The following is a 20,188-nucleotide window of genomic DNA, read 5'->3' as shown; positions in this document are numbered from 1 at the left end:
GTGCCCAGTTACAGGGAAGGTGGCCGTACCTGGCCTGGGGGGGCGCCCGCAGCAGGCGCGGGCCGCGCCGGACGCGCAGGCGCCGGCTCGATGTTGCTGGGCAGTGTGGGGGCCGGCCGGGGCTCCCGCTCCACGTCCACGGGCTGCGGCCATCCGCCACCCGCCACTACCGCGTTGAGGACACCATTATCGCCTGTCGCCGTCGGCTTGCCCAACACCTGCGGTGTAGATGGGGCATTCTCGGCCAGGGGCAAGGGCAGCTGCACAGGCAACAGGCCGTCCAGTGGCAGGGCCTGCGGCAACAGTTCGTCCAGTTGCGGCAGCTGGGCCTGCATCCAGGCCACGGCCGGCTGCAGCACGGGCCGCAGCTGCGACTGCTGCCAGGCCGGTTCGCCCGGCAGCGCCGTGAAACCGGCCAACAGCAACAGGACACTGGACAGGAACAGCCCGCGGACCAGGCCCAGGGTACCGCCGAGCAGGCGGTCGACGCCGCCGAGCAGGGTCAGCTTGATGGCGGCCTTCAGCAGCAGGCCGATCAGCCCCACCACCACCACGGTCACAACGAACACGCCCAGGTATCCGGCCAGATAGTGGCCGGTACCCGGTGCCTGGGGGGCCGCCCACCAGTGCGAGGCTTGATTGCCGAAGGTGAAGGCCATCCAGCCGGCCAGCAACCATGACACCAGCGCGACCACCGTGCCGACAAAGCCGCGGATGAAACCGAACAGTACGGAGGCGCCGATCAGCACGCCCAGCACGATATCGATCACGCCGCCCGCTCCTGCCGGTGGCTGCAGCGGGCGACGCGCGCGGTCACGGGTGCGGTCGGACCATGCCGGCCACGCCGACCTTGGCGGCGACCTGGGCCTTGAGCTGCTCCGCATCGGCGCGGTTGGCCACCGGCCCGACGCGGACGCGGTGCAGGGTGCCCTTTTCGGTGCGCACCTGCTCGACGAAGGCACTGAAGCCGGCGGCGCGGACCTTGTCACGCAGCGCGTTGGCATCGTTGGCCTGGCCGAACGCGCCCAGCTGCACGGCAAAGCCGACGCCGCTGGCGGCCGGTGCCGCCGGCGTCGCCGGGGCCGTCGCCGGCTTGCTGGCCGTCGCATCGGGCTTCGGCTCGGGTTTGGCTTCCGGCTTCGCCGCCTCGGGCTTCGGCGCCGGCTTCGGCGGTTCCGGCCTGGTTGCCGGAGTGGTGGTGGCCGTCGGCGTGCTCGGCGGCAGGCTTTCGCTGCGCACCGGATTGCTACTGGCCGACGGTGCAGTGGCTGCAGCCGGTGTGCTGGCGCTGGATGCAGCCGGGGCCGTAGTCGCGGCAACGGCGGCACTGTTGGCCGCAGGCGCATCCAGGGCAATGACTTCGGCCTTCACGTCGGCGCGGATCTTCACCGCCTGCAGGCGCGCGGCCTCGGCCTGGGCACGGTCCGCATACGGCCCGACGCGCACGCGCCACGCCTGGCGGCCGTTGATGGTGGCCGTCTCGGCGAAGCCCGGCAGCTGCGAGCGCTTCAGGTAGGCAATCACCGCATCGGCGTCGGCCTTGCTGCCGTAAGCGCCGAAGGTGACCGCATAGTTGCCGGCGGCAACCGCCGGCGAGGTGTCCACGGTCGGCGGTGAGGCAGGCGTTGCAGCCTCCTGCACCGGCCTGGCCTGGCCGGTCTGCAGCCCGGTGGCGCCGCCTGCCGGCGCGACCAGCGGCAGCTCGCGGGTTTCGAACTGGCCATCGGCCGGCGCATTGGGTGCGGCGATCGGCACATTGGCGACACCACTGTCAGGTGCCGGCCCCTTGACCAGCATCGGCAGGAAAATCACGGCCAGCGCCACCAGCACGATGGCACCAATCAGACGCTGTTTCAGGGGCGTATCCACGTGAGGCAGGCAACTGTCCGGAGGTTGCCATCGATTATACGGGTGCCGGACCGGACGGCGTCGGCGTTGGCTGAACGCAGATCAGGCTTCGCCGCTCAACCAGTGCAGGGCGGCCGCAGCGGTATGGAACGAGCCGAACACCAGCACGCGGTCGCCGCGCCCGGCCTGCGCCAGCACCTGTGCCAGCGCCTGCTCGACGCTGCCGGCCAGTGCTGCCGAGGCGGCCACGGTACCGGCCAGGCGTGCCTGCAGCTGGGTAGCATCCTGCCCACGCGGGCCATCGAGCCCGGCCAGGGTCCACTCGCCCACCACGTCCTGCAGGGCCTGCACCACGCCCACTGCGTCCTTGTCCTGCAGCGCGGCGTATACCGCCAGGGTGCGCCCGGGCACCACTTCGGCCTTCAATGCGCGCGCCAGCTGGCCCGCGGCCTGCGGGTTGTGGCCGACATCGACCCGGATCTGCACGCCATCACGCTCGAACGCCTGCATCCGGCCCGCGATGCGCGCCGCGGCGATACCGGCGGCCCAGGCGGCACGTGGCACCGGCTTGTCCAGCGCGCGCAGCGCGGCGATGGCGGCACCGGCATTGGCAAGCTGGATCGGGCCGGCCAGGGCCGGGGTCGGCAGTTCCATGCGCATGCCGACATCACGCCAGCGCCAGCGCTGGGCATCGATCGGCTCGTAGAAGTAGTCGCTGCCGCCGCGGATTGCATTGGCACCGACCAGATAGGCACGTGCGAGCACGCTCGACGGCGGGTCGGTCTCGCCCAGGATCACCGGCTTCCAACCGCGGATGATGCCGGCCTTCTCGGTGCCGATCGCTTCGCGATCCTCGCCCAGCCACTCGGCATGGTCGATGTCGACGGTGGTGATCACCGCGACATCGGCATCGACGATGTTGACCGCATCGAGACGGCCACCCAGGCCCACTTCCAGCACCGCCAGATCCAGTCCGGCATCGGCGAACAGCCGCAGTGCGGCCAGCGTGCCGTACTCGAAATAGGTCAGCGTGATGTCGCCGCGCGCCGCTTCAATGGCGTTGAACGCGGCGACCAGCGCCGCATCGTCCACGTCCTGGCCGTCGATGCGCACGCGCTCGTTGTAGCGCAGCAGGTGCGGCGAGGTGTACGCGCCGACCTTCCAGCCGGCGGCACGCGCGATGGCTTCGATGAAGGCCACGGTGGAACCCTTGCCATTGGTGCCACCGACCACGATGGTGCGCTTGGCCGGCGCATCCAGTCCCATCGCCGTGGCCACGGCGCGCACGCGCTCCAGGCCCATGTCGATGGTCGCCGGGTGCTGGCGTTCAATGTAGTCCAGCCAGTCGGCCAGGGTGGTCGGGGTGTTCGTCACGGCAGCAGTTCCAGCAGAAGCAGTTGATGCGAAAGGGCGGATCAGAGGGCGCGGTGCTTGGCTTCGCCGAAGAACGGCGTGTGATGGGCGCAGTCGTTCAGGCGCACCACTTCCAGGCTGTCCAGATCGGCGCCTTCGAGCAGGTTGAGCGTGGTCGGGGCCTGGCGGAAGGTCCACAGGCGGGAGATCGGCAGGCCCAGCACCTTGCACAGGATCACCCGGTTGACTGCGTCATGGGCGACCACCAGCAGGGTGTCGTGCTCACCGAGACCTTCGGTGGCACGGGCCAGGCCACGCCAGCTGCGTTCCAGCACCAGCCGCAGCGATTCGCCGCCGGGCATCAGCACGGTGTCCGGCTCCTCGCGCCAGGCCTGCAGGCGCGACGGGTCCTTCTCGTGGATCTCGCTGGCCAGCAGCCCTTCCCATTCGCCGTGGGCGATTTCCTGCAGCTCCGGCTCGGTCAGCAGCATGTCGGCGCGGGCAGCGCCAAGCGCCAGCTGCGCGGTGCGCTGCGCGCGCGACAGCGGCGAGGCGACGGCACGGGTAATGTCCACCGAGGCCAGGCGGGCACCCAGTGCCTGGGCCTGGGCTTCACCGATCGGCGAAAGCGGGATGTCGATCTGGCCCTGGTAGCGGCCTTCGGCGTTCCACGGCGTTTCGCCGTGGCGGGCAAGCAGGATGCGCATGCGTGCAAGGGGTCCTGGGGGGAGGAGGTTCCGCGTTTCGTTCACATCCTGTGAAGTACGCGGAACACGGATGATACCCGTTCGGCGCACCGGGCCGGGCCGGGCATGAAAAAACCCCGCGACGTGGGTCGCGGGGCTTTGGGATTTGCCGGCCAGCGGCCGGCACTACCGCAACCGGCTTACTTCGCCAGGTTCAGTTCCTTCAGCAGCTCCGGTGCCGGCGCCACTTCCTGCATGATCCACTGCATGTAGCGGCTGTCGACCGCGATCATGCGGGTCATCACCGGATCGAACACCCAGTTGGAGCTGACCGATTCCCAGTTGCCGTCGAAGGCCAGGCCGACCAGCTTGCCATTCGCATCCAGCACCGGCGAGCCGGAGTTGCCGCCGGTGATGTCCAGGTTGGACAGGAAGTTCACCGGCACCGAGCCGACGCGCTTGTCTTCCAGGCCGCCGTAGCGCTTGGCCTTGACCGCGTCGAGCAGGGCCTTGGGCGCATCAAACGGATCCACGCCGGTGTCCTTGGCGACGATGCCCTCCAGCGTGGTGAACGGGGTGTAGGCCACGCCGTCCTTGGGCTCATAGCCCATCACGTTGCCGAAGGTGATGCGCAGCGACAGGTTGGCATCCGGGTACACGAACTCGCCCTGGCTCTTCTTGTAGTCGGCCAGTGCCTGCAGGTACAGCGGGCGCGCGGTCAACGACTCGCCTTCGCGGATCTTCTTCTGCTCTTCCTGCTTCAGCAGCGACGGCATGATCGCCACCGCGTACTGGATGGCCGGATCGGTGCTGGCTTCAAACGCGGCGCGGTCGGCCTTGAACCACTTCAGGCGCGCGTCCAGGCTGCCCAGCTCGGTGCCCGACAGCTTGCCCACCAGCGCCTTGACTGCGTTGGCATCGCTGCCGCCCAGCCAGGTGTTCAGCACATCGTTGTTGCGCTGCGCGGCCGGCAGGGCGACGTACTGGTCCAGCCAGTAGGTCTGCAGCTGCTGGTCCATCTTCGCCACATAGCGGCGATCCATCTGCTTCAGGCCACCTTCCAGGGTCGGCAGGTCGCGCTGCTGGTAGCCGACTTCACGCTCGGCATCCGGCTTGGTGCGCTCGATCGACAGGCGGTACAGGCCGATGGCGGCGCTGACCGCCGAGGTGTTGTTGAACTGGCCGACGAACAGGTCACGCTCGCGGGTCGCCTTGCTGGCGTCCAGGTGCTTGATCAGCTGCGCGTGTGCGGCCAGGGCCGGCTTGCCGGCGGCGCCCTGCTTCTTCAGCCAGGCCAGCACAGCGGCTTCTTCAGCCTGCTTCTGGCCAGCGGCGTCGATGCGCTTGAAGCCTTCCAGCTGGCCGGCATAGTTCTTGGCCACGTTGTTCATGCTGGCCGCGGTGGCGGCGTACTTCACCTTGACGTCGGCGTCGGCCTTGCCGGCCTCGTCGATCATCTTCAGCACCGCGTTGTAGTGCCTGGCGATGGTCGGGTAGGTCCAGCTGGCGGTTTCGTTGAACTCACCGGCCAGCGCGTAGCGATTGGTGCGGCCCGGATAGCCGGCCACCATCACGAAGTCGCCGGCGCCCAGCGGCTGGTCGGTGAACTTCAGGAAGTGCTTGGGCTGGTACGGCACGTTGTCGGCCGAGAACGCCGCCGGCTTGCCGTCCTTGCCGACGTAGGCGCGGTAGAACGAGAAGTCGCCGGTGTGGCGCGGCCACATCCAGTTGTCGACGTCGCCGCCGTACTTGCCGACGCTGCCCGGGGGTGCGTAGACCAGGCGCACGTCCTTGATTTCCATGTTGCGGAACAGGCGGTAGGTGTTGCCGCCGGAGAAGGTGTACAGGCGGCAGCGGAAGCCTTCCTCGGCTTCACAGGCGGCGACCTGGGCCTTGTCGAAGGCGTCCAGCGCGCGGCTGCGGGCCAGCGGATCGTTGCCGGCAGCGGCAATGGCGGCCTTCGCCTGGGCGGTGACGTCGGTGATCTGGTCGAGCACGTAGACACGGGCGTTCGGGCCGGCACTCAGCTCATCGCTGTGCTTCGGGGCGTTGAAGCCGTCCTTGATCAGGTTCTTCTCGGCGGTCGAATTCAGCTGGATCGCGCCGTAGGCACAGTGGTGGTTGGTGACCACCAGGCCCTGCGGCGAAACGAAGCTGGCGGTGCAGCCGCCAAGCGCGACCACGGCGCCCATCGGGTCGCCGGTGAGGTTGGACAGCTGCTCCGGGGACAGCTTCAGGCCGGCCTTCTGCAGCGGGCCGGCGATTTCCGGCAGCTGCTGCGGTACCCACATGCCTTCAGCGGCATGGGCGACCTGGACCAGCCCAAGGCTGGCGACGATGGAGAATGCAAGCAGGTTCGAGCGCATGGAGCGACCCCTGGTAGTGGAACCCTTGATTGTAGCCCGCCACCCTGCCCCGCCCCGAACCCCGGAAGTCATGGCCCGGGCGCACCGACGCCCCGGTAGCAGCCAACCTTGGTCGGCACTCACGCATCCGCCGGGCCATGCCCGCCGAGCACAGCGTCCATGTTCGAAATGCCCCCCGGCGCACGCCTTTCGTTCCGCCACTGCACCCGCAGCGCAACATGGGAAATCCGCGCGGCGCCCTATAATCCGCGCTTTCCCCCTGACGAGTTCCACCCCGATGGCGCAGCAAACGATGAAGGCCCTGGTCAAGCGCGAAGCGGCCAAGGGCATCTGGCTGGAAGAGGTTCCGGTGCCGACCCCGGGCCCGAACGAGGTCCTGATCAAGCTGGAGAAGACCGCGATCTGCGGTACCGACCTGCACATCTACCTGTGGGACGAGTGGAGCCAGCGCACCATCAAGCCGGGCCTGACCATCGGCCACGAGTTCGTCGGCCGCATCGCCGCGCTCGGCTCGGCGGTGACCGGCTATGAGATCGGCCAGCGCGTCTCGGCCGAAGGCCACATCGTCTGCGGCCACTGCCGCAACTGCCGTGGCGGCCGTCCGCACCTGTGCCCGAACACCGTCGGCATCGGCGTCAACGTCAACGGCGCCTTCGCCGAATACATGGTGATGCCGGCCAGCAACCTGTGGCCGATCCCCGACCAGATCCCGTCGGAACTGGCCGCGTTCTTCGACCCTTACGGCAACGCCGCGCACTGCGCACTGGAATTCAACGTGATCGGCGAGGACGTGCTGATCACCGGCGCAGGCCCGATCGGCATCATCGCCGCCGGCATCTGCAAGCACATCGGTGCACGCAACGTGGTGGTGACCGACGTCAATGACTTCCGCCTGAAGCTGGCCGCCGACATGGGCGCGACGCGCGTGGTCAACGTCGCCAACCAGTCGCTGAAGGACGTGATGAAGGAGCTGCACATGGAGGGCTTCGACGTGGGCCTGGAAATGAGCGGCAATCCGCGTGCGTTCAACGACATGCTCGACTGCATGTACCACGGCGGCAAGATCGCCATGCTCGGCATCATGCCCAAGGGCGCCGGCTGCGACTGGGACAAGATCATCTTCAAGGGCCTGACCGTGCAGGGCATCTACGGCCGCAAGATGTACGAGACCTGGTACAAGATGACCCAGCTGGTGCTGTCCGGCTTCCCGCTCGGCAAGGTGATGACCCACCAGCTGCCGATCGATGACTTCCAGAAGGGCTTCGACCTGATGGAACAAGGCAAGGCCGGCAAGGTCGTGCTCAGCTGGAACTGATCCATCGTGCCTTCGGCACGTTGAATCAGTCCGCGCATGTTTCCTTATCCCCGCGCCGTTGGCGCGCCCCCTTGAACAACAAGGGGGCTCCCCCCAGCCGGGATCAGGAACACTGCGGAATTGAAAAAGGCGCCCGATGGGCGCCTTTTTCGCAAAGCGTGCCAGGCAAGCCTGGCACCTGCCGTAACGCCTGCGGCGTTACTTGCCGATGGCCACGGTCAGCAGCACGCGGCTGTGTGCGAGCTTGCCGGAGTTGTCGCGTCCATTGCCGTCGGTGCCGTAGTAGCCCAGGCCGACATCGAACAGGCCGAACTTGCGGCTGACGCCGACGTTCCAGTCGGTGTAGTCCTTGGCCAGGCCCTTCTCGAAGCTGCTGCGGCCGACATTGGCGTTCAGCGTGAAGTCCTGCGGCAGGCCCCACTGGCCGCCGACGCCGTAGTACCAGCCGTCGGTACCGCTGTTCCACTGGTCGTTGGTGTAGGCCACGATCAGCTTGTAGGTCTCGTCCAGCGTGGTGGTGGTGACCAGCTCGTTGTAGTTCTGGCTGCTGGCGCCGAGGTAGGTGTAGCGGTTCAGCAGCACGTCGAAGTTGACGCGCGGGGTGACGTCCACGCCGTAGCCGATCTGGTAGTCGATCTCGGTGTTCGGGTCGCCCGGTCCGAAGTCCACGCCCGAGCCCCAGACACCGGCGTACAGGCCGACCGGCGAGGTGTAGGTGAAGCCCGCCTGCAGGGTCGGCTTTTCGTCGGTCTGCGACACGCCGCGGAACAGGTAGTCCGACACCGCAGTGACATTCCAGCTGTAAGGCGATTCGTTGTCCTGGGCGCTGGCGGCGAACGGCGCGAGGGTCAGGGCGGCGGCAATGGCGAGGCAGGCACGGGCGTGCTTCATGGGCGTCTCCGAGGGTGGCGGGGGCGGGAAGGGGGAGCGGGCAACCGGCGCCAGACAGGCGTGGTTCACGAATTTTTAACCCGTTTGCTATTGCGATGCAACATGTGCCGGCCATGGCGGTGCCCCGCCCGGCCCGGTCGATGGCCATCGTTGCCCGGTAGAATCAGCGGTTTCCCCGTGCTGAGCCGTGCCCACGCCATGACCGACGCCTCCTCCGCCCTGACCCGCCACTACGCCGAGGAACTGGACGCCATCCGCGCCCAGGGCCTGTTCAAGTCCGAGCGGATCATCACCAGCCCGCAGTCGGCCGAGATCACCCTCGACGACGGCCGCAAGGTGCTGAACTTCTGTGCCAACAACTACCTGGGCCTGGCCGACCATCCGGACCTGATCCAGGCCGCCAAAGACGCATTGGATACCCACGGCTTCGGCATGGCCTCGGTGCGCTTCATCTGTGGCACCCAGGATCTGCACAAGCAGCTGGAGAATCAGATCGCCGACTTCTTCGGCAAGCAGGACACGATCCTCTATGCCGCCTGCTTCGACGCCAACGGTGGCCTGTTCGAACCGCTGCTGGGCGAGAACGACGCGATCATCTCCGACGCGCTGAACCATGCTTCGATCATCGACGGCGTGCGCCTGTGCAAGGCCAAGCGCTTCCGTTACGCCAACTGTGACATGGCCGACCTGGAAGCCCAGCTGCAGGCCGCCGATGCCGCCGGCTGCAAGACCAAGCTGATCACCACCGATGGCGTGTTCTCGATGGACGGCTTCATCGCGCCGCTGGACGAGATCACCGCGCTGGCGAAGAAGTACAACGCGCTGGTACACATCGACGAATGCCACGCCACCGGCTTCCTCGGCGCCACCGGCCGCGGCTCGGCCGAAGTAAAGGGCGTGCTGGAGAAGATCGACATCATCACCGGCACCCTGGGCAAGGCCATGGGCGGCGCACTGGGCGGCTTCACCTGCGCCAGCGCCGAGGTGATCGAACTGCTGCGCCAGCGCTCGCGCCCCTACCTGTTCTCCAATTCGCTGCCACCGCACGTGGTCGCCGCCGGCATCAAGGCGTTCGAGATGCTGGCCGCCGCTGACGACCTGCGCGGCACGCTGGCCGAGAACACCGCCTACTTCCGCGAGAAGATGACCGCCGCCGGTTTCGACGTGAAGCCGGGCGTGCATCCGATCAGCCCGGTGATGCTGTACGACGCGCCGCTGGCGCAGAAGTTCGCCGAGCGCCTGCTCGAAGAAGGCATCTATGCGATCGGCTTCTTCTTCCCGGTGGTGCCCAAGGGCCAGGCCCGCATCCGCACCCAGATCAGTGCGGCACACAGCCGCGAGCACCTGGACCGCGCGATCGATGCCTTCACCCGCATCGGCGTCGAGCTGGGCGTGATCAAGGGCTGATCATGGCCGGGGGCGGATCCCTTTCCTGCGGAAAGGGTTCCGCCCCAATCAGAGCGTGCCGACCAGGGTCGGCACCCACCGGGGCTTGAGGGCGTGCCGACCGTGGCCGGCAGCCATAGGCGTCACTTCTTTTTCTTCTTGTCCTTGGGCTGATCCTTGCTGGCCACCACCACCGGCTTGGCGGCGGCGTCCTGGCCATTGCCCTTGGCAACGCGGATGCCGTTGGCCTTCATCCAGGCATCGAACTCGTCGGCGGTCATCTTCCTGTCGCCGTCGCTCATCAGGAAGCGGTAGCTGCCGCGGCCATCCAGCTCCGGGGTCTTCACTTCCACCACCGGGGTCTCGGCCGGCGTTTCCGCCTTGGCCACCTTCTTGTGGCCACCACAGGCGGTCAGCAGCACCATCGGCAGCAGCAGGCCTGCGCAGCGCAGGGTTTGGTTGAGGGTCGGGTGGTACATGGGCAGGCTCCGTTCGGGAAATTCAACAACCAGGCGCCCCCTACGCCTGGAACGGTGGCCGGCAACCGCCGGCCGCGGGCGATGGTCAGCCCGGTGCAGCGGCCCCCAGCCGCTGCTGGTCGCTGACCTCCAGAACCCGCCACTGGCCCTTGCCGAGATCGCCGAGCAGCAGCCCACCGATCGCGACCCGGACCAGGCGCAGCACCTGCAGGTCGAAGGCCGCCAACAGGCGGCGGATATGACGGTTGCGGCCCTCGTCGAGGACCACCTCCAGCCATGCGGTCTTGTCGCCACTGCGCAGCACGCGCACGGCCTGGGCAACGAGGAACTCGCCCTCGTCCTCCACGCCGGCCTGCAGTGCCGCCAGGGTGGCGTCATCGGGCAGGCCATCCACCTGCACGTGGTAGGTCTTGATCGGCCCGGTCTGCGGATCGGTCAGGCGCGCGGCCCACTGCGGATCATTGCTGAACAGCAGCAGCCCTTCGCTGGCCTTGTCCAACCGCCCGACCGGTGCGATCCACGGCAGGCCGGCACCATCAAAGCAGCGATACACGGTGTCGCGACCGCGCTCATCCTGCACGGTGGTCACCACTCCGCGCGGCTTGTTGAGCATCAGGTACAGGCGTTGTGGCGCTGCCAGCGGCTGGCCGTCGACCTCGATCGGCGGCGCCGGCTGGCCAATCGGAAACTCCGGATCGCGGACGATGCGCCCGGACACCCGAACGCGGCCTTCGGCGATCCAGCGCGCGGCCTCGCTGCGCGAGCACACGCCGGCCTTGGACAGCACGCGCGCCAGGCCATGACGGACACCGGTGGCGGTGGCAGCGGGCGTCGCACGCCCACGCGGTGCGCGGGAGCGGGCGGCGGGGGCGGCAGGTGGGCGGCGCGTGCGCAAGCCTCTGCTCCCCGCGGCGTTTACTTCTTGTCGACCGGCTTGGTCTCAGCCGGTGCTTCGGCCGCAGCCGGGGTGGCAGCCGGAGCCGGACGCGCCTTGACCACGCGCACGCCGCGCGCCTTCATCCAGGCGTCGAATTCTTCGGCGGTCATGCGCTTGCCGTTCTGGCTCATGTCGAAGCGCCACGGCGTGTTGTCGAACTCGGTCTGCGGCTTGTAGGCGGCCGGATCGTTCGGCTTCACCGCCGGCGCGCTCGGAATGGCCTTGGCGATGTTCTGGCAGCCATCGATGCGCAGTCGCTGCAGCACCTGGTCCAGCGACTGCGACGGATCGTAGTTGCCGCTCAGCACGCCGGCGGGCATGCCCAGCTGGTTGCCGCGGATGTACAGCTCATCGGCCACCGGCGCGATGGTCGTGGCCGGCAACGGCAGCGGCGCGGCGCTGGTGTTGACCGAGCAATCGACCGCAGCGTGGGCGGCGGGAACCAGGGCCAGTGCCAGGACGGCGGCCGATGCAGAGCGCAGCATGAGGACATCCACGGAAGGAAGTGACGCGGCGAGTTTAGCAATGCCACGTCATCTTTCAAGCGCCACTTTCAATGAATACGGCAACTCATTGGTTTTACGAACAAAATACCGACGAACGGTCGCGTCATACCGTTGGAAACGCCGAATTCCGGGCCGCAGAAACAACAAGACCCGGCCGAAGCCGGGTCCTGCTGTGTCCTACTGGCAGAGCGTCAGAACTTAGTTCTGGACGTTCAGCTCGGTACGACGGTTCTTGGCGCGACCTTCCGGGTTGTCCGAACCATCCGGGTTGGTGTTCGGAGCAATCGGACGGCTCTCGCCGTAGCCGATCGGGCCGACCAGGCGACCGGCGTCAACGCCGTTCTTGGTCAGGTAGTTGTACACGGCGGTGGCGCGACGCTCCGACAGCTTCTGGTTGTAAGCGTCGGTACCCTTCGAGTCGGTGTGACCGGCAACTTCAACGCGCAGATCCGGGTAACGCTTCAGGATCTCGGTGGCTTCGCTCAGGATCGCCACGGCGTCCGGACGCAGGTTCGACTTGTCGAAGTCGAAGTTGACGCCCTTCAGGTCGATGGAGACCGGCACCGGGCAACCGTCCGGACCGATGGTCTGACCCGGCTGCGAGTTCGGGCACTTGTCGTCGCAGTTGTTGACGCCGTCACCGTCGTCGTCCAGGTCGGCGCAGCTCGGGGCAACCGGAGCCGGAGCCGGAGCAGCCGCGACCGGAGCCGGGCCCAGCGGGATCACGACGCCGACCGAAGCCAGCACGTCGCCGAACCAGCTTTCGTCGCGTGCAGCGATGCTCTGGTCGTCGAAGTCAGCGCGGTAGGCCACTTCGGCGCGCACGGCAACGCGCTTCTCGAAGGTGGTCTGCAGGCCGACGCCGACCTTGGCGGCGAGGTTGCCGTCCTTGCGCTTGCCCGGGCCAGCGGCGCTCAGCGGGTAGGTCTCTTCCGACTTCTGGTAGCCCAGGCCACCCAGGATGTACGGGTTCCAGCCACGGCCTTCCTTGATGAAGTGGCGACGCATGTCCAGCGAGACGCCGTACTGCGACCAGTTCTGGTCCTTGTTCGAATCGAAGTTCGGGTTCTGATAGTTCAGCTCACCGTCCAGCGACCAGTTCGGGCTGATGAACTTACCCAGGCCCAGGGTCACGAACGGAGCGTCATTGGTCAGACGGTCGTTGTCCTGGAAGTTGAAGCCGGCCGAACCGGTCAGGTACCAGCGGTCATCGAACTCCTGCGCCGACGCAGCCTGGGCGAAAGCCAGACCACCCAGCAGCGCGGCAGTAAGGATCTTCTTGTTCATTGAGTACAGCTCCTATTTCGGGGGTATGAAACCGGTAGAGGCATGGGCCAGCACTAGTGCGTCGATGTTCGACAGCCGATTCAGCACGCCACCGCCGCGAACATTATGCTCAGGCGGGTGAAGGTCATGTTAACAGTCCCGTAACATGTGAAATATCGCGCCCGACCCTCCACCGGTCCGACGTTGAAACCCTATACAGGATGATGAAAATCCGCAAGACCCGCGCGCTGCAAGGGTTTGACGGGGTTTAAGTGGCGAAAACGACATGCTGCGCAACCCGATGCTCCACAGCCTTCAGCGCACTTGCGGAAAGGTGAGGAACCTTATGATGGGATCACGAACCCAGCCGGAGCCGAGATGAAAGCCGTCGCCCTGAGTCGTGAATCCGCCCCTTCCCTGTGCGATGTCCGCCTGCCACCACCGCTGCCTCCGAGTGGCCGCGATCTGCTGGTCCGGGTCGAAGCGGTCTCGGTCAACCCTGTCGACGGCAAGCAGCGTGCCGCCACCGATCCGGCCACGCTCGCAACGCCCCGTGTACTGGGCTGGGATGCCGCTGGCGTGGTCGAGGCGATCGGTGACGAGGCCAGCCTGTTCGCCTCCGGTGACGAGGTCTACTACGCAGGCGATGTCACTCGCCCGGGCTGCAACGCCCAGTACCAGTGGGTGGATGAACGCCTGGTCGCACGCAAACCGACCACGCTGGATTTCGCCGAAGCCGCGGCCCTGCCACTGACCACGCTCACCGCCTGGGAGTTGCTGTTCCAGCGCATGCCATTGCAGTTGGATGACCGCCGTCATGCCGGCCAGCACCTGCTGGTAATCGGCGGCGCAGGCGGCGTCGGCTCGATGGCGATCCAGCTGGCCCGCCACGCAGGCTTCGAGGTGATCGCCACAGCGTCCCGCGAAACCTCGGTTGACTGGTGCCGGCAGATGGGAGCCCAGCATGTGATCGACCATCGGCATGCGCTGCTCCCGCAGTTGCAGGCGCTGGGCATCGATGCGGTACAGGTCGCGCTCAACCTGGCCGACACCGACCACTACTGGGATGAGCTGGGCCAGCTGCTGGCACCGCAGGGCCATGTCGGCCTGATCGTCGAACCGCGCGGTGCGCTGCGCATCGGCGATCCCTACAAGGCCAAGTGCATCGGCATCCACTGGGAATTCATGTTCGCGCGCTCGCGCTTCGGCACTGCCGACCGCATCGAACAGCACCGGATTCTCAGCCGCGCGGCCAGCATGATCGACGCCGGCCAGCTGCGCGGCACCCTCAGCGAAACGCTGGGCAGGATAAATGCAGCCAACCTGGACAGCGCGCATCAACGCCTGGCCAGCGGCCGCACGGTGGGCAAGCTGGCGCTGGCAGGCTGGGACGACTGACGCCGGCGCGGCGCATCCACCTGTGCGGTCGGATTGGCCGCCATCTGTATCTATGGAAGCGACTAAATCGAGCTTACGGTGGGAACAGATCCTCCCTCCCCGAGCCCCGTCATGCCCACCGCCCTGCCCCTGCGCCTGCTGCAACTGATTGTCGGCCTGTTCCTGTACGGCTTCGGCGCCTCATTGATGATCCGTGCCGCGATCGGAGTCGCGCCATGGGACGTGCTGTCACAGGGTATCGCCGCACAGACCCCACTTTCGTTTGGCCTCGCCACCAACGTGATCGGTGCTCTGGTGCTGCTGCTGTGGTGGCCACTGCGGCAGAAGCCGGGCGTCGGCACCGTGCTCAACGTGCTGCTGATCGGCCCGTCCGCGCAGTTCGGGCTGTGGCTGCTGCCGCCTGCCGTCGGCCTCGGCTGGCAGCTGGCGATGTTCTGCGCCGGCATGCTGCTGGTCGCCCTGGCCACCGGCCTGTACATCGGCGCCAAGCTCGGCCCGGGCCCGCGCGATGGCCTGATGACCGGCCTGCACGCCCGCACCGGCTGGCCGATCTGGAAGGTGCGCAGCCTGATCGAGGGCAGCGTGCTGCTGCTGGGCTGGTGGCTGGGCGGCAACGTCGGCCTCGGCACCCTGGCCTTCGCCCTGCTGATCGGTCCGCTGTGCGGAGTAACGCTGGGCTGGTTCGGCATCGGCCGGCCCGCCCCGGTCGTGCCGACCGCTGGCCGGCAACCGCAATCGCCCTGAGCTGATCGGGATGCCGGCCAGCGGCCGGCACTACCGCCCCCGGAGTTCGGGGGCAGCGCCGCAGGCGCGGGGGCGTGGAGGCCGATAAGTGGGGCCCGCGGTTCGCGCAGCGAATTGCGGGAGCGACAGCACGCATGTGCCGAGCGTACCCGGCCAGCGGCCGGCACTACCGCCCCCGGAGTTCGGGGGCAGCGCCGCAGGCGCGGGGGCGTGGAGGCCGGTAAGTGGGGCCCGCGGTTCGCGCAGCGAATTGCGGGAGCGACAGCACGCATGTGCCGAGCGTTCCCGGCCAGCGGCCGGCACGACCCAGCGAAGCAACCCTTGCCCCGGCCGCCGTTTCGCGGCACGCTGCGCGCTTCCGTACGCAAGCGTATCGACAATGTCGCCAGCCAACGAAAGCGCCTATCCCCACCTGTTCACCCCGCTGGACCTGGGCTTCACCCAGCTGCGCAACCGCGTACTGATGGGTTCGATGCACACCGGCCTGGAGGATCGCGCGCGCGACTTCCCGCGGCTGGCGGCCTACTTCGCCGAGCGCGCCGAGGGCGGCGTCGGCCTGATCGTCACCGGCGGCTTCGCACCGAACGTGGTCGGCTGGCTGAAGCCGTTCGGCGGCAAGCTGTCCTGGCCCTGGGAAGTGCGCCCGCATCGGCAGCTCACCGCCGCCGCGCACCAGCACGGCGCGAAGATCTGCCTGCAGCTGCTGCACGCCGGCCGTTATGCCTACCACCCGTTGTCAGTGGCACCGTCGAAGCTGAAGGCACCGATCAACCCGTTCACGCCGCGCGCACTGTCGGCCAGCGGCGTCGAACGGCATATCAGCGACTACGCGCGCAGCGCGAAGCTGGCCCGCGAGGCCGGCTACGACGGCGTGGAAGTGATGGGCTCGGAGGGCTACCTCATCAACGAGTTCATCGCGCCGCGCACCAACAAGCGCAGCGACCGCTGGGGCGGCGACGCCAGCCAGCGCATGCGCTTCGCGGTGGAGATCGTGCGCCGCATCCGTGAAGCCTGCGGTCCGGACTTCATCATCATCTACCGCCTGTCGCTGGTGGACCTGGTCGAGGACGGCAGCAACTGGCAGGAGATCGTGCAGCAGGCACAGGCCGTCGAGGCCGCAGGCGCGACGATCATCAATTCCGGCATCGGCTGGCATGAAGCGCGCATTCCAACCATTGCCACTTCGGTGCCGCGTGCGGCCTTTGCCGGCGTCACCGCCAAGCTCAAGCCGCACGTGACGCTGCCGCTGGTGGCCACCAACCGCATCAACATGCCCGAAGTGGCCGAACGCATCCTGGCCGATGGCGGTGCGGACATGGTGTCGCTGGCGCGCCCACTGCTGGCCGACCCGCACTGGGCCAACAAGGCCCGCGCCGGCCGCGCCGAGGCGATCAACACCTGCATCGCCTGCAACCAGGCCTGCCTGGACCACGTGTTCGAGAACAAGCTGGCCAGCTGCCTGGTCAACCCGCGTGCGGCCCACGAGACCGAGCTGGTCTACCGCCCGACCACCACGCCGAAGAAGGTGGCCGTGGTCGGTGCTGGCCCGGCCGGGCTGGCCTGTGCCACCGTCGCCGCCGAACGCGGCCATCAGGTCACCCTGTTCGATGCCCACGAGGAGATCGGCGGCCAGTTCAACGTGGCCAAGCGTATTCCGGGCAAGGAAGAGTTCTACGAGACCCTGCGCTACTTCCGGCACAAACTGACCGAAACCGGGGTGCAGCTGCGCCTGGGCACCCGTGCCGACGCTGCGCAGCTGGCCGGCTTCGACGAGGTGGTGCTGGCCACCGGCATCACCCCGCGCAAGGTCGATTTCCCCGGTGCCGACCACGCCAAGGTGGTCAGCTACCTGGACGTGCTGCTGGGCCGGGTCGAGGTAGGTGCCAACGCGGCGATCATCGGCGCCGGCGGCATCGGCTTCGATGTCGGCGAGTTCCTCAGCCACGCCGGTGAATCGCCGTCGCTGGACCCGCAGCGCTGGATGGCCGAGTGGGGCGTGGATGCCACCTTCGAGGCCCGCGGCGCGTTGGCCCGGCCGCAGCCCGAGGCCTCGCCACGCCGCCTCTGGCTGCTGCAGCGGAGCGCCGGCAAACCGGGGGCGCGGCTGGGCAAGACCACCGGCTGGATCCACCGCGCCACGTTGAAAGCCAAGGGCGTACGCATGCTGGGTGGCGTCGAGTACCTCGGCGTGGACGACGAGGGCCTGCGCATCCGCGTCGAAGGCAGCGAGCAGCTGCTGCCGGTCGACCATGTGGTGATCTGCGCCGGGCAGGAGCCGAACCGCGCACTGCAGGCCGAACTGCAGGCCGCCGGCATCAGCGCACAGCTGATTGGCGGCGCCGACGTGGCCGCCGAATTGGATGCGAAACGGGCCATCGACCAGGGCAGCCGGGTTGCCGCCGCGCTCTGATGCGTGCCTGAATGGGGGGCGGAATGTGATTTTCGTCACCCCTACCGAACCTGAATGTCAAGCCGGATGATTCATGATGCGTTCGGCTATACCCCCCTACCTTGCGCCATCTTTCCGCTCACCAGCCAGTTTCCGGTGAGCCGGCGCGGCCCCCTCGATCGGTATTGATCGTTTCTTTTGGGGCCGCCCACGGGGCGGCCCCGATGGCCGCCTCCCCATGACGCCAAGTCGTACCCCGGCCCGCAGCCCCCGCTGCGGGAACCGAGAGGTGCGGCCCATACGGAGCAAGGAGTTATATGAAACTGGCCTGGATTCTCTGGCTGTCGCAGTTGTTGCCGCAGCCGGCCGCTGATTCATTGTGTTTGAGCACCACCGTGTACCTGGAAGCCCGCGACCAGACCCTGCGCGGCCAGCAGGCCGTCGCCGAGGTCGCCCTGCGCCGCCTCGACAGTGGCCTGTGGGGCGACTCGATGTGCCAGGTAGTCACCGCACGCAAGCAGTTCGCGCCGACCATCGTCTCCCCCGGCACCCAGCTGGGCAATGACGCCGCATGGAGCGAGGCGATGAACGTCGCCTTCGACGCCGAGCGCAACTGGGCGCTGCCGGCCGGCGAGCGCCGCGAGATCGTGCCGGGTGCCAGCCACTTCGCCGCGCTGTCGATCGCCAGCCCGAACTGGCGCAACGCCTACCAGGTGGCCACCATCGGCGATCACACCTTCTATAAGGTGCAGAACCTCAAGCCACGGCAGTCGTAACGATCCGTGCTGGCGGCAGCGTTGCCGCCCGCCGGCAGGCTCTGGGATAGTGGGCGCTTCCCGCCCGCATCACCTGGAGTTCCCATGAAGCTGTACAGCAAGCCCGGTGCCTGTTCCACCGCCGACCACATCGCCCTGCAGTGGACCGGCCAGCCGTTCGAGGTTGAACTGCTGAACAAGGACACCCTGAAGGGTCCGGAATTCCTCAAGATCAATCCGGCCGGTGCGGTACCCGCGCTGGTCGACGGCGACTTCGTGCTGCTGCAGAACGCCGCCATCATGGGCTATATCGCCGACAGCTACCCGCAGGCCGGCCTCGGCGGTGACGGCAGCCCGCGCCAGCGCGCCGAAGCCACCCGCTGGCTGGCCTTCGTCAATTCGGACGTGCATCCGGCCTTCTCGCCGCTGTTCGCACCGGGCAAGTTCATCGCCGACGAAAGCCAGTTCGACGCCATCCGCGCCGCTGCGCACAAGCGCCTGCGTGGCCTGTTCGAAACCGCTGACAAGCAGCTGGCAGACAAGCCGTGGCTGGCCGGTTTCCGCAGTTACGCCGATCCGTACTTCTACATCACCCTGCGCTGGGCCGCTGGCACCAAGGTCGACCTGTCCGGCCTGGACAACCTGGCCGCCTACAAGGCGCGCATGGACGCCGACGCCGGCGTGCAGGCCGCACTGAAGGCAGAGGGCCTGGCCTGACCCTGTATGAGGGTGGAGCCGCTCGCGATGCGAGCGGCTCCGAACTGACTCGAGGGGAACGGGATCTCAGCCGATCTGGCGGATCACCTCGCCCTTGGCATCGCGCAGGTAGGTCGGCACCACTTCAATGCGCAGCGCGCCTGCCAGCGGATAGATCCCGCGTTCGGCACGCACGCTCGCCAACGCCTGCAATCCGGCCGCATCCAGCGCCCAGCGCGCGCTGTCGGCAGACACCTCGCTGGCTTCACCGCCCCCGGCCGCAATGAACTCCCACTGCCGTTCGCGGCTGACCAGTTCCAGCGATTTGCCATGGCGCAGGCGCAGCGGCAGCAGTTCGCACACGCTGGCGACCTGGCCGGCGCCCAGCACCAGGGTGGTGATGCCGGCCTCCTGTCGCCAATCAAGCGTTTCGATGAACAGCATGCCGGTGCTGGAGCCCTCGCGCTCGCTGCCGGCCTGCACCTGCGCGGCCAGCGCCGGATCGTCCAGCAGATTGCCGCGCTGCAGGTCACTGATCCACAGCGGCATCGCCGGCTGCAGCGCCTGCAGCACGCCGCGCGTGGACCAGCGCTTGACCGCCTCCATCTCTTCATCGGTCAAGCCGACCAGCTGCAGGAACTGCAGGTGGCCGTTGGTGGTATCACGTGCCGGCAACTGCGGATCGGCAATGAAGGCCAGGTGGCACAGCCGGGTGCCGGTCTCCAGCGCGATCGGACCGTTGGCGTTGAGGTGGTGGCCATCCTCGAACACGTTGCCGCTGCCGAACACATAGCGCGCCAGGTTCTGCAGCAGGTTCATCGGCCACGCCGGCGGCGTGCTGCCTGCGCTCTCACCGTCTACGGCCGCCAGGCGGAAGGTGAGCTCGAACCCGTAGCCACTGGCGTCGGCATCACTGCTCTCTTTGGCGTACAGCTCGGAGAAACCGTAGGTGATGTAGTGCCAGTGCGGCACCGGCGCATCCGCCCAGTACACACTGATGCCATCCAGCGGATCCTGCCCGCCCAGCGTATACGGCAGCGCAGTGCCGTAATGACGCGGTTCCTGGCCTGCATACAACGGCGCCAGCGCGGCGTTGATCGCGTCCCAGCCCGGGGTATCGGTGTCGTCGTGGTCGTCCTGCACGCGGGACTCCTTGTGGGGAAGTGAACCGGT

18 protein-coding genes are annotated in these 20,188 nt (G+C 67.6%); 7 read left to right on the top strand and 11 right to left on the bottom strand.

All coding sequences use genetic code 11. The features are described from left to right. Positions 1-8: 8 nt before the first annotated feature. The 5 genes from K5L94_RS04195 to K5L94_RS04175 form a co-directional block, all read right to left on the bottom strand. A complete protein-coding gene (locus K5L94_RS04195; RefSeq protein WP_053448900.1) occupies positions 9-770 on the bottom strand; it encodes a CvpA family protein in 762 nt (253 codons plus the stop codon). Between the two features lie 43 nt (positions 771-813). Further along, positions 814-1,869 carry an SPOR domain-containing protein gene (locus K5L94_RS04190; protein ID WP_053448899.1) on the bottom strand — a complete coding sequence of 352 codons (1,056 nt, stop codon included), beginning with the start codon at positions 1,867-1,869 and terminating at the stop codon, positions 814-816. A gap of 81 nt (positions 1,870-1,950) precedes the next feature. Next, positions 1,951-3,222, bottom strand: coding sequence for a bifunctional tetrahydrofolate synthase/dihydrofolate synthase (folC, locus tag K5L94_RS04185; protein ID WP_274512029.1), 1,272 nt, complete (start codon positions 3,220-3,222; stop codon positions 1,951-1,953). A 41-nt stretch (positions 3,223-3,263) separates the two neighbouring features. Further along, positions 3,264-3,908 carry a histidine phosphatase family protein gene (locus K5L94_RS04180; RefSeq protein ID WP_008268389.1) on the bottom strand — a complete coding sequence of 215 codons (645 nt, stop codon included), beginning with the start codon at positions 3,906-3,908 and terminating at the stop codon, positions 3,264-3,266. Positions 3,909-4,087: 179 nt separating this feature from the next. After that, positions 4,088-6,253, bottom strand: coding sequence for a S46 family peptidase (locus K5L94_RS04175; RefSeq protein ID WP_053448897.1), 2,166 nt, complete (start codon positions 6,251-6,253; stop codon positions 4,088-4,090). Positions 6,254-6,545: 292 nt separating this feature from the next. Here K5L94_RS04175 and tdh point away from each other — a divergent pair, with 292 nt between their 5' ends. Then, positions 6,546-7,568, top strand: coding sequence for an L-threonine 3-dehydrogenase (gene tdh / locus K5L94_RS04170; RefSeq protein ID WP_008267065.1), 1,023 nt, complete (start codon positions 6,546-6,548; stop codon positions 7,566-7,568). Between the two features lie 198 nt (positions 7,569-7,766). Here tdh and K5L94_RS04165 read toward each other — a convergent pair whose 3' ends face one another. Beyond that, positions 7,767-8,459, bottom strand: coding sequence for a TorF family putative porin (locus K5L94_RS04165; protein ID WP_053448896.1), 693 nt, complete (start codon positions 8,457-8,459; stop codon positions 7,767-7,769). Between the two features lie 198 nt (positions 8,460-8,657). Between K5L94_RS04165 and kbl the strand changes: the two genes are divergently transcribed. After that, positions 8,658-9,866, top strand: a complete 1,209-nt coding sequence (kbl, locus tag K5L94_RS04160) for a glycine C-acetyltransferase (RefSeq protein ID WP_164088092.1) — start codon at positions 8,658-8,660, stop codon at positions 9,864-9,866. A 122-nt stretch (positions 9,867-9,988) separates the two neighbouring features. On the opposite strand, the gene K5L94_RS04155 is transcribed toward kbl, so the two are convergent. The 4 genes from K5L94_RS04155 to K5L94_RS04140 all read right to left on the bottom strand — a co-directional run bounded on the left by K5L94_RS04155 (position 9,989) and on the right by K5L94_RS04140 (position 13,054). Continuing rightward, positions 9,989-10,324, bottom strand: coding sequence for a hypothetical protein (locus K5L94_RS04155; protein ID WP_053448895.1), 336 nt, complete (start codon positions 10,322-10,324; stop codon positions 9,989-9,991). Positions 10,325-10,409: 85 nt separating this feature from the next. Next, the gene (locus K5L94_RS04150) at positions 10,410-11,219 is read right to left on the bottom strand and encodes a pseudouridine synthase (RefSeq protein ID WP_274512028.1); all 810 of its coding nucleotides are present in this window, start codon (positions 11,217-11,219) and stop codon (positions 10,410-10,412) included. Between the two features lie 20 nt (positions 11,220-11,239). Continuing rightward, entirely contained in the window at positions 11,240-11,746 is a 507-nt protein-coding gene (locus K5L94_RS04145; protein WP_053448893.1) for a hypothetical protein, read from the bottom strand. Positions 11,747-11,965: 219 nt separating this feature from the next. Beyond that, positions 11,966-13,054 (bottom strand): OmpA family protein, encoded by a 1,089-nt coding sequence (locus K5L94_RS04140; protein WP_053448892.1) that lies wholly within the window; start codon positions 13,052-13,054, stop codon positions 11,966-11,968. A 357-nt stretch (positions 13,055-13,411) separates the two neighbouring features. Between K5L94_RS04140 and K5L94_RS04135 the strand changes: the two genes are divergently transcribed. The 5 genes from K5L94_RS04135 (at position 13,412) to K5L94_RS04115 (ending at position 19,036) form a co-directional block, all read left to right on the top strand. Further along, positions 13,412-14,431: a zinc-binding alcohol dehydrogenase family protein gene (locus K5L94_RS04135; protein WP_164088039.1), complete on the top strand. Its 1,020-nt coding sequence runs from the start codon at positions 13,412-13,414 to the stop codon at positions 14,429-14,431. Positions 14,432-14,542: 111 nt separating this feature from the next. Beyond that, positions 14,543-15,175: a membrane protein YczE gene (gene yczE, locus K5L94_RS04130; protein WP_053448890.1), complete on the top strand. Its 633-nt coding sequence runs from the start codon at positions 14,543-14,545 to the stop codon at positions 15,173-15,175. A 379-nt stretch (positions 15,176-15,554) separates the two neighbouring features. Beyond that, complete coding sequence (locus K5L94_RS04125) at positions 15,555-17,585, top strand: NADPH-dependent 2,4-dienoyl-CoA reductase (protein ID WP_274512027.1); 2,031 nt, start codon at positions 15,555-15,557, stop codon at positions 17,583-17,585. Positions 17,586-17,881: 296 nt separating this feature from the next. Then, the gene (locus K5L94_RS04120; protein WP_004154513.1) at positions 17,882-18,340 is read left to right on the top strand and encodes a cell wall hydrolase; all 459 of its coding nucleotides are present in this window, start codon (positions 17,882-17,884) and stop codon (positions 18,338-18,340) included. 84 nt (positions 18,341-18,424) lie between these two features. Further along, entirely contained in the window at positions 18,425-19,036 is a 612-nt protein-coding gene (locus tag K5L94_RS04115) for a glutathione S-transferase N-terminal domain-containing protein (RefSeq protein ID WP_004154511.1), read from the top strand. Positions 19,037-19,102: 66 nt separating this feature from the next. Here K5L94_RS04115 and K5L94_RS04110 read toward each other — a convergent pair whose 3' ends face one another. Beyond that, entirely contained in the window at positions 19,103-20,158 is a 1,056-nt protein-coding gene (locus K5L94_RS04110; protein WP_053512107.1) for a suppressor of fused domain protein, read from the bottom strand. Between the last annotated feature and the right edge of the window lie 30 nt (positions 20,159-20,188).

The sequence above is a fragment of the Stenotrophomonas forensis genome (assembly GCF_028752115.1).
Taxonomy (GTDB): Bacteria; Pseudomonadota; Gammaproteobacteria; order Xanthomonadales; family Xanthomonadaceae; genus Stenotrophomonas; species Stenotrophomonas forensis.
Note: the sequence above shows the minus strand (reverse complement) of the source record. Positions and strands in the feature narration are given on the sequence as shown.